The 14,236-nt window shown below is 66.2% G+C and carries 10 protein-coding genes; 2 read left to right on the top strand and 8 right to left on the bottom strand.

Going from position 1 to position 14,236, the window contains the following annotated elements; all coding sequences use genetic code 11:
• Positions 1–8: 8 nt before the first annotated feature.
• The 8 genes from MF270_RS16595 to MF270_RS16560 form a co-directional block, all read right to left on the bottom strand.
• Positions 9–566: a sarcosine oxidase subunit gamma gene (locus tag MF270_RS16595; RefSeq protein ID WP_238367028.1), complete on the bottom strand. Its 558-nt coding sequence runs from the start codon at positions 564–566 to the stop codon at positions 9–11.
• Positions 559–3,492, bottom strand: a complete 2,934-nt coding sequence (locus tag MF270_RS16590; protein WP_238367027.1) for a sarcosine oxidase subunit alpha family protein — start codon at positions 3,490–3,492, stop codon at positions 559–561. The genes MF270_RS16595 and MF270_RS16590 overlap by 8 nt, the downstream gene beginning before the upstream one ends.
• Positions 3,489–3,749 carry a sarcosine oxidase subunit delta gene (locus tag MF270_RS16585; protein ID WP_238367026.1) on the bottom strand — a complete coding sequence of 87 codons (261 nt, stop codon included), beginning with the start codon at positions 3,747–3,749 and terminating at the stop codon, positions 3,489–3,491. The genes MF270_RS16590 and MF270_RS16585 overlap by 4 nt, the downstream gene beginning before the upstream one ends.
• A gap of 26 nt (positions 3,750–3,775) precedes the next feature.
• The gene (locus tag MF270_RS16580) at positions 3,776–5,029 is read right to left on the bottom strand and encodes a sarcosine oxidase subunit beta family protein (protein ID WP_238367025.1); all 1,254 of its coding nucleotides are present in this window, start codon (positions 5,027–5,029) and stop codon (positions 3,776–3,778) included.
• A gap of 130 nt (positions 5,030–5,159) precedes the next feature.
• On the bottom strand, positions 5,160–5,777 hold the full coding sequence (locus tag MF270_RS16575; RefSeq protein ID WP_238367024.1) for a TadE/TadG family type IV pilus assembly protein: 618 nt from the start codon (positions 5,775–5,777) through the stop codon (positions 5,160–5,162).
• 4 nt (positions 5,778–5,781) lie between these two features.
• Positions 5,782–6,315 (bottom strand): TadE/TadG family type IV pilus assembly protein, encoded by a 534-nt coding sequence (locus tag MF270_RS16570; protein WP_238367023.1) that lies wholly within the window; start codon positions 6,313–6,315, stop codon positions 5,782–5,784.
• Positions 6,312–8,228 (bottom strand): Tad domain-containing protein, encoded by a 1,917-nt coding sequence (locus MF270_RS16565; RefSeq protein WP_238367022.1) that lies wholly within the window; start codon positions 8,226–8,228, stop codon positions 6,312–6,314. Before MF270_RS16565 ends, MF270_RS16570 begins: the two co-directional genes overlap by 4 nt.
• A 597-nt stretch (positions 8,229–8,825) precedes the next feature.
• Positions 8,826–10,292: a Glu/Leu/Phe/Val family dehydrogenase gene (locus MF270_RS16560; protein WP_238367021.1), complete on the bottom strand. Its 1,467-nt coding sequence runs from the start codon at positions 10,290–10,292 to the stop codon at positions 8,826–8,828.
• Positions 10,293–10,641: 349 nt separating this feature from the next.
• Here MF270_RS16560 and MF270_RS16555 point away from each other — a divergent pair, with 349 nt between their 5' ends.
• Together MF270_RS16555 and MF270_RS16550 are read left to right on the top strand one after the other, a co-directional pair.
• On the top strand, positions 10,642–12,180 hold the full coding sequence (locus tag MF270_RS16555) for a pilus assembly protein TadG-related protein (RefSeq protein ID WP_336246027.1): 1,539 nt from the start codon (positions 10,642–10,644) through the stop codon (positions 12,178–12,180).
• A 404-nt stretch (positions 12,181–12,584) separates the two neighbouring features.
• Positions 12,585–14,222, top strand: a complete 1,638-nt coding sequence (locus MF270_RS16550; RefSeq protein ID WP_238367019.1) for a Tad domain-containing protein — start codon at positions 12,585–12,587, stop codon at positions 14,220–14,222.
• The last annotated feature ends 14 nt before the right edge of the window (positions 14,223–14,236 follow it).

Raw genomic sequence — 14,236 nt, 5'->3', positions numbered from 1 at the left:
CGTCCGCGTCATCCGAGCGAGCGCCGGGCATTGACGCCAGACATAGCGGTTTGCAGGTCCTCGGCAAGCGTGCCGGCCATGGATCGGAAGGTCATGAGCAGGAATGTGCCGTCCTGTCGCCGGGTGATGCTGGCCGGCATGTGGCCGATCGTGCTGCGCGCCGTCCGGCCCGCGCCCAAGCTGGCGGGCGAGAGGTCGAGCGGGACGAGGCGGGCGAGGACGGGTTCGGCATCGGGGCCCGAGAGGGTCAGCGCGGCCCAGCCGTCGGTCTGGGCGGTGAGCGCCGCGTGGTCGGCGAGTGCCACATCCGGCGCCGGCCCGCAGAGCAGGACATGCCCGGCGCCGAACCACAGGATGAGGGCATCGTCCAGCGCGCTGGACTGACCCGCCTGCGGCAGATCGAGGCCGTGCGCGGCCTGCAGGGCGGTGGCAAGGGCCGCATCCTTGCCGCGAAAAGGGGCGATGTTGGTCAATTGGCCGAGCTCCGCCGCGTCGATCCGCGCGCGGCCGATCTCGAGCGGCAGGCACAGCCCGGCGAAGGGTGGGGTTGCGGTCAGCTCAGCCACGGGCGCGTCCTCCGTCCGGGTCGTAGGTCACCAGCGGGATCACCTCGCAGGTCGTGTCCAGGCCGCGCAGGTGGTCGACCATGCGCACGGTTTCGCCCATCCGCGCGCGGCCATTCCGCAGGAAGCCCAGCGCCAGCGTGTGCCTGGGCGTCACGGCATAACAGGCCGATGTGATATAGCCCTGCGCGGCCTCCCGCACCGGCTCGGCGCCCGCGTCGAAGAGGAACGCGCCGGCGGTCATTTGTTTGACTGCACCGGTGGGTTTCAGCGCCACGAGTTGCTCGCGCGTCGGACCTGAAAGCCCCGGTCGCGCAGCCATGGCCTTGCCGATGAAGTCCTTCTTGCCGGACAGCATCCCCGCCAGCCCGAGGTCGTCCGCTGTCACGCGGCCATGCATCTCGGCATGGGTCAGGAAGCCCTTTTCCAGCCGCAGCACGTTCAGCGCCTCGATCCCGTAGGCGCCGCCGCCCAGCGCCTCGGCCCGTGCCACCAACTCGCGGAAGAGCGCGTCGCCATAGCGGGCAGGTACGGCCAATTCATAAGCCAGCTCGCCCGAGAAGGAGATGCGGAACAGGCGCCCCGAAACACCCGAGACCGACACCGGGCCGCAGCCCATGAAGGGCAGCTCGGGCGGCGCATCGAGCAGCCCCGACAGCAGCTCGCGCGACCGGGGCCCGGCCACGGCGACCTGCGCCCAGTGCTCGGTCACCGAACTCAGCGCCACGTCCCAGTCGGGCCGCAGCACCTGCGCCACGAACTCGAGGTGCCGCATGACCGGGCCTGCAGCGGCGGTGGTCGTCGTCAGCACGAAATGCGACCGGCCAAGGCGCGCGGCGGTGCCGTCGTCCATGACGTGCCCATCCTCGCGCAGCATCAGGCCATAGCGGCAGCGGCCCTCGGGCAGCGTGGACATGGTGTTGGTGTAGACGAAATCGAGGAAGGCCCCCGCGTCCGGCCCCTGCACGTCGATCTTGCCAAGGGTCGAGACGTCGCAGATGCCCACCGCGTTCCGCACATAGGCGACCTCGCGGTCGCAGCTTTCGCGCCAGACCCGTTCGCCCCGAGCCGGGAAATACGAGGGGCGGAACCAGAGCCCCGCCTCGATCATCGGCGCGCCCATTTCCACGCTCGCGGCGTGGCTGGTGGTCAGGCGCTTTGGCGCAAAGCCCGCACCTTGCCCGCCCGCACCCATGGCGGCGATGGGCACGGGGGCAAAGGGTGGTCGGTAGGTGGTCGTGCCGGTGTCGGGGATGCTGCGCCCCGTCGCATCGGCCAGCACGGCAAGGGCCGCGACGTTGGACGACTTGCCCTGGTCAGGGGCCATGCCTTGCGTCGTGTAGCGCTTCATGTGCTCGACCGAGGCGAAGTTCTCCATCGCCGCCTGGGTCACGTCCTTGATCGTCACATCGTTCTGGAAGTCCAGCCAGGCGCGGCCCTTGCCGGGCACCGACCAGACGGGCTGGATGGCATAGGGCGCATCCTCGGCCACGGGCAGCGCGACGTCCTGCGGTTTGAAGCCCAGTGCCGAGAGGGCGTCATTGGCGGCGGCCATGCCTTCGGCCAGCGCGGCGGCGGTCGAAAAGCTGCCCCCGGCCGCCCCGACGGCGACCAACCCCGGCACCGCGTCGGGGCGCGGGACGAAGGCGGCGATATCCTCGTTCCACTCCGGGCGGTCGCCCATGTGACAGCTGAGATGCAGCGTGGGGTTCCAGCCGCCGGACATGGCCAGCGTGTCGCAGGCGACGCGGTGCTCCCGGCCGGTCTGGTGGCGGATGGTCACCGCCTCGACCGGGTTGCCGTGCGCGCGCGCCACGACCGAGCCTGTGTAGACCGGGAACGGGGCTTTCAGGCGCTCTTCGTGGCGCGGATCGACATAGGCGGCGACGTGGATGCCCGCGTCCACGAGGTCCAGCGCGGTGCGGTGGCCATCGTCGCTGGTCCCGAAGACCACGACCGACCGGCCCGGCGCGACGCCGTAATGGTTGAGATAGGCACGCACCGCCCCGGCCAGCATGACGCCCGGCCGGTCATTGTCGCGGAAGGCCACGGGGCGTTCCAGCGCGCCCGCCGCCAGCACCGTGCGTTTCGCGTGGATGCGCCAGAAGCAGTCGAGCGGGGCGTCATGGCCCGGCGCGACATGCCGCGCGACCCGCTCGAGCGCCGCGTATGTGCCGCCGTCATAGGCGCCGGTCACGGTGGTGCGGGGCATCAGGGTGACGTTGTCCATCGCTGCCAGTTCCGCCACCACCTCTTGCGCCCAATCGAACCCGGCGCGGCCGTCGAAGTCATGCCGGTCGAAGGCGAGCCGCCCGCCCATCCAGGCGCTTTCGTCGGCAAGGATCACCCGCGCCCCGGCCCTTGCGGCGGTCAGCGCGGCCGACAGGCCAGCGGGGCCGGCGCCGATCACCAGCAGATCGCAAAAGGCAAAAGCCTTTTCGTTCCGGTCCGGGTCGGATTGTCCCGAGAGCGCCCCGAGGCCGGCGGCGCGGCGAATGAGCGGCTCGTAGAGCTTCAGCCAGGCGGCGCGCGGCCACATGAACGTCTTGTAGTAGAAACCCGCGCCGAGGAAGCGGGACGCCAGGTCGTTGACGCCCATGAGGTCGAGCCCGAGCGAGGGCCAGCGGTTCTGGCTGGCCGCCTCGAGCCCGTCGAACAGCTCCTGCACCGTGGCGCGGGTGTTGGGGTCGCGATGCGCGCCCTTCCCCACGGTGACCAGCGCGTTCGGCTCTTCCGGCCCGGCGGTCAGCACCCCGCGCGGGCGGTGGTACTTGAAGGACCGGCCCATGAGCCGCACGCCGTTGGCCAGAAGCGCCGAGGCGAGCGTGTCGCCGGGATGGCCGGTATACGCCTCTCCGTCGAAGCGGAAGGTCAGGGTCCGGGCAGTGTCGACCCGGCCGAGGCCGGGAATGCGGAAGGGTTGGGTCATGTCGCGCCCTTCGTCAGCCGGGCGCCGTGGACGGCGTGGGTGACCGTGTCGCGGGTGACGACCATCCAGGCGCCGCAGCCCTTGTCGTGCTGCCACAGCTCTTCGCTGCGCCCGGCCGGGTTGTCGCGCAGGTGCAGGTAGGCGTCCCACGCCACCACCCCCGCATCGGGCGCGGGCCGTTCCGCCATGACCGCCGCGCCACCAAAGGTGAATTCCTGCAGGTCTCGATCGCCGCACAGGGGGCATGGAAAACGCATCTCAGGCTCCTTGCCGCTGGTGGGGGTCAGTGAAGGTTGTGCTGGGCACCGGTCCCCTCCTCGTCCATCAGGCCTTGCCCGTCGCGGAACCGGTCCAGCCGGAAGCCGCGCGCCACCTCGTGCGGCGTGTCCGTCGCCATCAGATGCGCCATGCACCAGCCCGAGGCGGGCACGGCCTTGAACCCGCCGTAGCACCAGCCGCAATCGAGGTAGAGGCCGTCGACCCCCGTCTTGTCGATGATCGGCGAGCCGTCGGGCGTCATGTCCATGATCCCGCCCCAGGACCGCAGCACGCGGGCCTTGCCGATCATCGGCATGAGGGTCATGCCTGCCTCCATCACGTGTTCGGCCATGGGCAGGTTGCCGCGCTGCGCGTAGGACGGGTAGAAGTCGAGATCGCCGCCAAAGACCAGCCCGCCCTTGTCGGACTGGCTGATGTAGAAATGCCCCATGCCGAAGCTCACGACGTGGTCGATGACCGGCTTCAGCCCCTCGGTGACGAAGGCCTGGAGGATGTGGCTTTCCACCGGCAGGCGCATCCCGGCCATGGCCGCCACCTGGCCCGAGCGGCCGGCCGTCACGATCCCGACCTTGCGCGCCTTGATCGCCCCGCGCGTGGTCTGAACGCCGAGCACGCGGCCGCCCTCGATGTCGATGCCGGTGACTTCGCAGTTCTGAACCAGGTCCACCCCGCGGTCCGAGGCGCCACGCGCATAGCCCCAGGCCACCGCGTCATGCCGCGCCGTGCCGCCGCGCGGATGCAGCAGCCCGCCGTGGATCGGGAAACGCCCGTTGTCGAAATCGAGATAGGGCAGGTATTTGCGCACCCCCTCGCGGTCCAGCAGCACCGCGTCGTCGCCCTGGTTGATCATCGCGTTGCCGCGCCGGGCAAAGGCATCGCGCTGGCCGTCGGAATGGAACAGGTTGATCAGCCCGCGCTGCGAATGCATCACGTTGTAGTTCAGCTCTGCGCCCAGCCCCTCCCAGAGCTTGAGCGAATGCGAGTAGAACTCGGCATTGCCAGGCAGGAAGTAGTTGGCCCGCACGATGGTGGTGTTGCGGCCGACGTTGCCGCCGCCAAGGTAGCCCTTTTCCAGCACGGCCACGTTGGTCAGCCCGTGGTTCCGCGCCAGGTAATAGGCGGTCGACAGCCCGTGGCCGCCACCGCCGATGATGATGGCGTCATACTCGGGCTTCGGCTGGGCGTCGCGCCAATGGGGCTGCCAGCCCCTGTTGCCGGTCAGCCCCTGGCGCAGCACTTCCAGCGCAGAAAATCGCATGACGGGTCCCCGATGGTTCGGGATCAGGTTGGACAAAGCACGCGGCAGGTTCAACACGCAAAACGCCATCCACGTGCGAGGCCGCCGATGGCCTCGCACGTGGATGGCGCGGCAGGAAAATCGCCTGCGCTCAGGAGGTGGAGCCGCCGTCCTCGGGTTCTTCGTAGACCAGCTGCGGCGCAAAGCGCGGGCGGGTGAAGACGAGGTTCTGGAAGTGCCGGTTCAGGTCGAGATCCTGCAACGGGAACGGCGGGACATAGTCGGTCCCGGTCTCGACCACGATGATCCGTTCGTTGTCGAGCATGTTGGGCAGGCGGCCCGCGATCGAGCTGACGGTCGAGTCGTTCAGCTCGGCGTAATCGCCGCGGACCTTGGACCAGTCGACGGACAGGGATGCGGGAACGATCACCTCGTTGCCTTCTTCGTCGGTCATGGTGCTGGCCGCCTCGTAGCGCACCACCGAGACCCGCAGCGAATAGGGCCCGGCCGAGTGCGTCAGGTAGGACATCAGCTCGAGCATGCCGTCGATATACTCGGCATCGATCGCCTCGGTCTCGCGCGACAGGGCGTCGGTGATCGTGTAGGCGGCCTTGGTGTTCAGCGTCCGGTAGTGGAACATCTGCTGGAAGGCAAAGGTCGCGGCCAGGGTCGAGATCAGCAGCGGGATGAAGATCAGCGCCTCGAGGGTCATGCTGCCCTCTTCGCGGCCGCGGAACCCCCGGATGCGGGATATCAACTGGGTCAGCATGGTCTTACCTCGGTTCCTGGACGAAGGATGCGGTGACGATCAGGCTGGCATAGCCATCGGCATCCTGCGGAAGACGCGCGGCCAGGCCCGAGGTCGGGAACACCGGGTTGAACTTGAGGCAGGCGCGGATCAGCATCAGGTCGTTGTCCTGGCCCGGGTCGAACTTGCGCACGGGCTTGGGCGCTTCCTGGGCGTTGCGGCACTGGGCGTCGGCCGGCAGGCGCTGGAAGTCGCGCGGGTCGACCTGCACCATCTCGAGCATCAGGTTCTGGGAACAGTTCCCGACGATCGAGGCGGCCGCGCAGATCTCGGCCCGCACTTCCTCGTAGGTCGGCGGCATGCCGGTGGCCAGGCGGATGTCGCGGACCGACAGGTCCACCGCCCGTTCCAGCATGGCGCGCCGCAGGCTCATGTGGGCCATCTCGACCCCGGTGGCCAGCAACATGAAGAGCGCCACGAAGTAGAAGGCGAATTCGACCGAGAAGGAGCCGCGCTCATCCTTGCCGAAGCGGCGCATGCCGAACATCCAGCGCGTCATTGGACCAGCCTCAGGTTGTTGATCTGCCGGGCGACGATGTCGAACGTATCCGCGATTTCGGCGCCGGTGACGTTGAAGTAATGGCTGGGCGACGAGGCGCAGGACTTCATCTGTTCCTGGCCGGTGGCATTGGCCTCGAAGGCGATGGCGAAGACGGTCACACCCTTGAGCTTGGCCAGGTCGCATTGCCGAAGCAGCAGGTCGACGTTGGTCGACTTGGTGCGCCATTGCTCGTAGGTGCTCGAGCCCTGGGTCTGCAGGTCGACATAACCGTTCTCGGGCGCCTTGGGCTTGAGCGGCCGCCATTGTTCGGTCGTCTCGCCGTCGGTCATCACAACGATGTACTTTTCGGTCTCGCGATCGTCCCAATCCTTCGGCCGGCCCTGGAAGTCGGCGTTCACGAGGTTCTGCGTGATCAGGAAGGACACGTGGTTGCGGATGTCCGGGCTCAGCAGCGCCAGGCCGTATTTCATGCCGATGTGGATGCCGGTGCCGTCATGCATGCGCAGGTTGTCGATGAAGGTCTTCAGCGACTCCGCGTCGTCGGAATAGTACTGGATCGCCGTGTCGTCCTCGGGGCACCAGCCCCAGTCCATGGTCGGCCAGTCGATGGGCCAGAAGTTGAAATGCGGGATGTAATCATCCGACTTGGGCATCTCGGCGGTGTCGAACTCGGCGTTGTAGATCTCGACGCAGGACGACGGCATGTTGACGTTCTGGTTGTTCTTCTTGACGCCTTCTTCGCCCTCGGTGATCGTCTCGCCGACCGGCGGGACGTAAAGCGCAAGGTAGGTGTCGTAGTCGATCTCGCTGTAGGAATAGGTCTTGCCGGTCACGGTGGCGTTGTTCTTGGTCGGGCCGTAATCTTCGGTCTCGCCGTTCTGGTCGCCCTTGACCTGGTAATACTTGCGCTTGCCCTTGTCGCCCTTGATCGAGGCGCCCAGGAACTGGTCGCTGTGCACCAGCTCGTCGTTCTCGGCGATGATCTGCGCCACGGCGCCCTTGTAGAACTGGTCGAGGTCGGTGGTGAAAGCGTTGGGCAGGTCGACCAGCTTATAGGAATAGTCGGTGCGGCCATCAGCGATGCCGTCGCCGTTTTCGTCGAAGTAGAACACCACGTTGTCGATGGCGCCGTCCCAGGCCGGGAAGAAGCCTTCGGTGTTCGCGACATTTGTGTTGGTGCCGTCCTGGCAGGACGGGTCGGCCGCGCCTTCGTCGGCGTTCTCGGCGTTGTTGTTGCACAGCGAGTTGCCGGGCGCGTCCTGGTCGCCATTGCCCCAGCCGTTGTTCTCGTTCAGCTTGGGCCGTTCGCCGCGCAGGTAGTCAAAGATCGCGTCGCCCGGGTTCACCGAGCCGGCATAGGGCACCAGGTTCAGCGTGGTCACGCCGTCCGACTCGCTGGTCATCACCTTGTCGATGAACGCCTTGGCGGCCGGCTTGAGGTTGTCCATCCGGCTGTTCCAGCGCATCGAGCCCGAGATGTCGAGAACGAGCGAGATCTCGACGTTCGAGATCCGCTCGACCGCCTTCGCGCGGGCCGGGGCGTAAAGGCTGTCATAGCCGGACATCTGCATGAAGATGGTGTCGACATTGGTATGCGCGGTCGACTTGACCGAACGCCAGTTCACCTCGCCGTCGACCCAGACGGTCGCGCGGGCCGAGGGGATGCCGGCCTTGGTCAGGTAGTCGAGCACCACGTCCTTGGGTTCCTGCTCCTGATCGAGGTCGGCGGCGGCCAGCACCGCGCGGTCCATGGTCGACTGCATCGAGGTCCGGATCGTCTCGAACCGCATGATGTCCACGGCGGCACCGGTGAAGAGCAGCAAGAGGACCATCATGAAGATCGAGAAGATCGTCACGTTGCCGTCTTCTTCCGCGACGAAGGAGGCTGTCCTGGGGGTCTTGGCATTCATGGTTCTGTCCTCGTCGCGAGCTCACCGATGCGTGTTAACCAATCGGAAGATTCGAATACGTTAATCTTCCTTTAAACCCTGCAATGAGAAGGATTTGTGGACGGTTGACGGCCATTTCTTGGTTAAGTGCCGGATCTTTGCCTTGTTTCGGCCATCTTCTGCACCGCCTCGCGCTGCCGCCGTGCCCCCGGATTGCCGGCTGGACGCGGGCGCGGTGCCCGGAAAGGAAGAGCGGCCCTCGGCCCCGGGGGCTTGGCCGCGTTGTGCCATGTTTCATTGGGAAGTTCCCGGGCGCTCCCACCACCGCCGGCCTGCGGCCGGCCGCGCACGCCGCCCCGATCCCGCGGCAATCCGCGGGGGGCAAGGGGGTCTGACGGTGGGTCTTGGCGGTGCATTGCGCGTTCTCCGGTGCTGCCGTCCGCCCTGCCCCGTTGCGGGGATGGGCCGACGTCGTGTCACCGGACATTTGCCGATTTCTTTCGGGCGTCTTCGTGTCATTTTTCGTGCGGAATCCCGGCTTGCCCCTCCAATACGAGACAAATGCCGCCCGTCCGCGCCGATTGTCGGAGGCGTCTCCGCCCCCGACTCACCGCCGCGCTAGAGGCCCTTGGCGCGGTACGAACTGGCCACCCGGTCGATCGCGACGAGGTAGGCGGCAGTGCGCAGGTCGGTCACGTCGGCCCGGCCATGCCAGACCTGGCGCATCGACTGGTAGGCCGTGCGCATGGTGTCATCGAGGCCCGAGCGCACCAGCTCGAGCTCGTCCGCGCCGCGCAGGTAGCGGTCCTTGAACTGCGGATCGAGCGACCAGGTCTTGCCCAGCGAATCCGACAGCCGTTCCAGCTGATCGACCACCAGCTGGTGCCGCGCCTCTTCCTGGCGGCGCTGCATTCGGCCGAACCGGATATGGCTGAGGTTCTTGACCCATTCGAAATAGGACACGGTCACGCCGCCCGCATTGGCATACATGTCGGGGATGATGACCACGCCGCGATCGCGCAGGATCTCGTCCGCGCCCGCCGTGATCGGACCGTTCGCCGCCTCGATGATCAGCCGCGCCTGGATCCGGGGCGCGTTCTGCATGGTGATGACCCCTTCCAGCGCGGCGGGGATCAGGATGTCGCACTCGGCCTCCATCACCGCGGCGCTGTCCTCGTGGCAGCGCGCGTCTGGATAATCCGACACGCCGCCGTGGCGCAGGATCCATTCATGCACCGCGTCCACGTCCAGCCCGGTCTCGTCATACAGCGCTCCGTCGCGTTCGATGATGCCGATGATCTTTGCGCCGTCCTCGTTCTGCAGGAAGGTCGCGGCGTGGTAGCCCACGTTGCCCAGCCCCTGCACGATCACCCGCTTGCCGTCGAGCGAGCCCGCAAGACCCGCCGCCGCCATGTCCTCGGGGTGGCGGAAGAATTCGCGCAGGGCGTATTGCACCCCCCTGCCCGTCGCCTCGACCCGGCCCGCGATGCCGCCGGCGTTCAGCGGCTTGCCGGTCACGCAGGCGCGCGAGTTGATGTCGGTGGTGTTCATCCGGGCATACTGATCGGCGATCCAGGCCATCTCGCGCTCGCCCGTGCCCATGTCGGGGGCGGGCACGTTCTGGCTGGGGTTGATCAGATCGCGCTTGATCAGCTCGTAGGCAAAGCGGCGGGTGATCAGTTCCAGCTCGTGCTCGTCGTACTGGCGGGGGTCGATGCAAAGCCCGCCCTTGGAGCCGCCGAACGGCGCCTCGACCAGCGCGCATTTGTAGGTCATCAGCGCGGCCAGCGCCTCCACCTCGTCCTGGTTGACCGTGTCGGCAAAGCGGATGCCGCCCTTGACCGGCTCCATATGCTCGGAATGGACGGACCGGTAGCCGGTGAAGGTCTCGATCTTGCCGCGCAGGCGCACGCCGAAACGCACCGTGTAGGTGGCATTGCAGACGCGGATCTTCTGCTCGAGCCCCGGCGGCAGGTCCATCAGCGCTACCGCGCGGTTGAACATCAGGTCCACCGACTGGCGGAAGCTGGGTTCCGCGGGGGTCTGGGCCTGCGCATGGGCCTCGGGTTTGGGTTGGGTCGACATCGCCTCTCTCTCCTCCTGATCGGCGGCTGGCAGTGCAGTCGAACCGCAAACAGGTGAGAAACCGGTTAACCCGCGATCCGAATCTCGCCCCTCTTGGGGCCGAAAGACGGCAAATCCGTGGGGCCGGCGCGTCGCCGCGGTGCGTGATGGCCCTCGGGCCGTCGCAGGATGCCAGACAATCAACTACATCTTGCGCGATTGCCCCGGCCCGGCGCAACAGTGAACGCAATCCGCCCGGTCAGCGCCACAATTCCGCCACACTTGAGGCAACATCTGGACCATGAAAATTCGTCGAAAATAGGGGATTTCTGCCTGTCCCCGCTGCCCGCTTCGCCGGAGAGCTGCCAGAATGTGTCACAAGTGCCCCAATCCCCGCCTGCCGCGCGCCTTTCTGCGCGACCAGTCCGGAAGTATGTCCATTTTTGCCGTATTCATGTTCATGATCATCCTGATCATGGGCGGGATCGGCATCGACATGATGCGAACCGAACTCAAGCGGATGAAGCTGCAGGCGACGCTGGACCGCGCCCTGCTGGCCGCCGCCAACCTCGACCAGACGCTCGACCCCGAGACGGTGGTGCGCGACTATTTCGCCAAGGCCGGCGTCGAGGGCGAGATCACCGATGTGCAGGTCGCCTCGGGCACCACCTCGCGCCGGGTGTCGGCCACGGCCGAGGCCGATGTGCGGTCGCTGTTCCTGCAGGTGCTGGGGCGTGACAGCTTCGAGGCGCGGGTCGCCTCGGTCGCCTCTGAACGGGTCAACGATGTCGAGATCTCGCTGGTGCTCGACATCTCGGGCTCGATGTCCGAGGACAAGATGACCAACCTGCAGGACGCGGCCGCGCTGTTCGTCGCCGAGATGCTGACGCCGAACAACCGCGATCGGGTGTCGATCTCGCTCGTGCCTTATTCGGAACACGTGAACGCCGGGCCGCTGATCATGGACCAGCTCGACACCACGCGGCTGCATGATTATTCGCATTGCGTCGAGATGCCGGACAGCGCCTTTGACGAGACCGCGCTGGACCTTTCGGTCCGATACGAGCAGGCGCAGCACTACCAGTGGAACTACTACGGCACCTATGCCGACGTGCGCATCCCGGTCTGCCCGATGCAGGCCTACGAGCGGATCACCCCCTTCAGCCAGGACCCGGTGGCGCTGACCACGCAGATCCGGTCGTTCCAGCCGCAGGCGGGCACCTCGATCTTCCTTGGCATGAAATGGGGCGCCGCGCTGCTCGACCCCGCCTTCCGCCCGATCACGGCAAGCCTTGCGGCCGACAACGTGGTCGACGGCGTCTTTGCCGGCCGTCCGGTCGCCTACCCGGCCGAGGGCGAGGACCAGACAACCGACAAGATGGTGGTGCTGATGACCGACGGGATGAACGACTATTCCAACCGCATCCAGCCCAAGAACTACGCCACCTACCAGCAGCGCGCGCTCTGGGCCGAGCTGAACCTCTGGCACTGGTTCTACAACGAGCGCGGGCATGACAATTCCACCATCCTTGGCGTCAATGACTGGGACGGCGTGACCGAGAGCCTGGCGGTCGACGCCGGTCACGGTGCCGCCGCCGCGGTGGCGATGGACACGATTTATGACGGCCTGGCCGCGCCCAGCTTTTTCGGCAATGGCGCGGGCAGCTACCGGACCCAGAAATACACCCCTGCCCAGGGCGACACGCTGCTGCGCAACATCTGCACCGCCGCCAAGGCCGACGGGATCGTCATCTGGGCCATCGGCTTCGAGGTGCCGCAACACAGCGACACCGTGATGTCGGGCTGCGCCTCGTCTCCGGACCACTACTTTTCGGTCTCGGGCGACGAGATCACCGATGCCTTTGCCGCCATCGCGCGCAACATCAACCAGCTGCGCCTGACCCAGTGACGGCCCGCCCGGGGGGGGGCCGGATCGCCGCCCCCGGTCTTCCTGACGTTCACGTAAGGAATCACCCGCGTCAGGTTAACGGAATAGACGGAATTCGAGGTGAATGCCGATCCAAGTCGCGCTAAACCCGACCTGCTCCCTGGCGAAAGTGCGTTAACGCGTTCTGCATCCGGCAACAGTCGACATGGCTGCCCGACATTGGGCAAGACCCGGCGACAGGGCTTCGAAACAGACACCCGGATGCCCCAATCGGGTCACAATTCAACTGAAATAAATTGTTCCTATCCGGACCGGCGACCTTGATCCCCACAGGGCCTCGCATCGGTCCGGTAAACGGAGTGCGTAGAATGCTGTTGAATACCAGTGCCCCCGCCCGGTTTTTGCGGGCGACAAGAAGGCGCCAGATGGGCCGGCGCTTTCGCGACGACGAGATCGGCTCCATGTCGATCTTTTCGGTCTTCATGTTCATGACCATCCTGATTCTCGGAGGTCTCGGCATCGACATGATGGCGGCCGAGCTTCGTCGGATGAAATTGCAGGCGACGCTTGACCGGGCCGTTCTGGCCGCGGCCAGCCTCAGCCAGGGACAGGACGAGGAAACCATCGTCCGCGACTATTTCGCCAAGTCCGGCATGCTGGAATATCTCGACCGCGTGACGCCCTTCGAAAGCGATGACGGCAACACCAAGACCGTCTTTGCCGAAGCCTCGGCCCCGCGCGATTCGCTGTTCCTCAAGCTGGTCGGCGTCGACCAGTTGAAGGCCCCCGCGAAGGGGACCGCGACGGAAACCCGCAACGACGTGGAAATTTCGCTCGTCCTCGACATCTCCGGGTCGATGAAAGACAACCAGAAGCTCGAGAACCTGCAGGACGCGGCAAGCGAGTTTGTCCGCACCATGGTCAACGAGAACACCCGCAACCGGGTGTCGCTGTCGCTGGTGCCCTATTCCGAGCACGTGGCCGCCGGCCCGAACCTGATGAACCAGCTGAACGTGAACCTGCTGCACCCCTATTCCTGGTGCGTGGAATTCCCCGACAGCGAATTCGGCGACATCGCGCTTGACCGCACGCTGACCTACGACCAGGTCCCGCATTTCCAGTGGAACTTCAACGGGTCCACCAACGCGATGGACGCCCCGGTCTGCCCGCAGCAGAGCTACGAGGCGATCACCCCGCTGAGCCAGGACCAGCAAGCTCTGATCGACCAGATCGAAGCGCTCCAGCCGCGCTCGGGCACCGCGATCTTCCTCGGGATGAAATGGGGCGCCGCCATGCTCGACCCCAGCTTCCGCGGCGTGACCCAGGCGCTGGTTGCCGCAAACGTGGTCGACGGGGCCTTTGTCGACCGTCCGGTCGCCTTCCCGGCCGAGGGCGAGGAAAGCACGACCTACAAGACCGTGGTCCTGATGACGGATGGCAAGAACGACTTTTCCAACCGGATCAAGCCGGCGAACTACGCGACCTATGACCAGCGCGCGCTCTGGGCCAAGTACAGCCTGGGCTACTGGGCCAACTTCAAGAGCGGCCAGACCACGATCAAGAACACCTCGGAGTGGAACGGCTCGACCGAGAAGACGGTTGTCGGGATCGGCGGCCTGCTTGGCGCCGGATCCGCGGCCGAAGACCTGGTGAACGTGTCGAACGGCCTGCTGAACGGCGTTGGTGTCTGCAGCAACAACGGGATCGGCGTGGGCCTCGGCCTCGACGGCAACCAGGGCAGCGGCATCGGCAACGTCGACCTCTGCGACATCATCGGCAATGCCAGCGCGGCCACGACCTACGGCTACTCCTTCTCGGATTACTACAAGCAGAAGTACACGGCCACGCTGGGCGACACCCTGCTGCAGAACATCTGCACCGCAGCCAAGGACGAGGGCATCATCATCTGGTCCATCGCCTTCGAGACCGACGAACACGGCACCTCTGAGATGCAGAAATGTGCCTCTTCGCCGAACCATTTCTTTGACGTGGAAGGCACGCAGATCAGAACGGCGTTCAACCAGATCGCCAACCAGATCAAGCGGCTCAAGCTGATCAATTAAGGGAAATGTCCGGC

Origin of the sequence: Mesobacterium pallidum (assembly GCF_019966535.1) — a bacterium.
Lineage (GTDB): Bacteria > Pseudomonadota > Alphaproteobacteria > Rhodobacterales > Rhodobacteraceae > Mesobacterium > Mesobacterium pallidum.
This window is presented reverse-complemented; position numbering and strand designations above follow the sequence as displayed.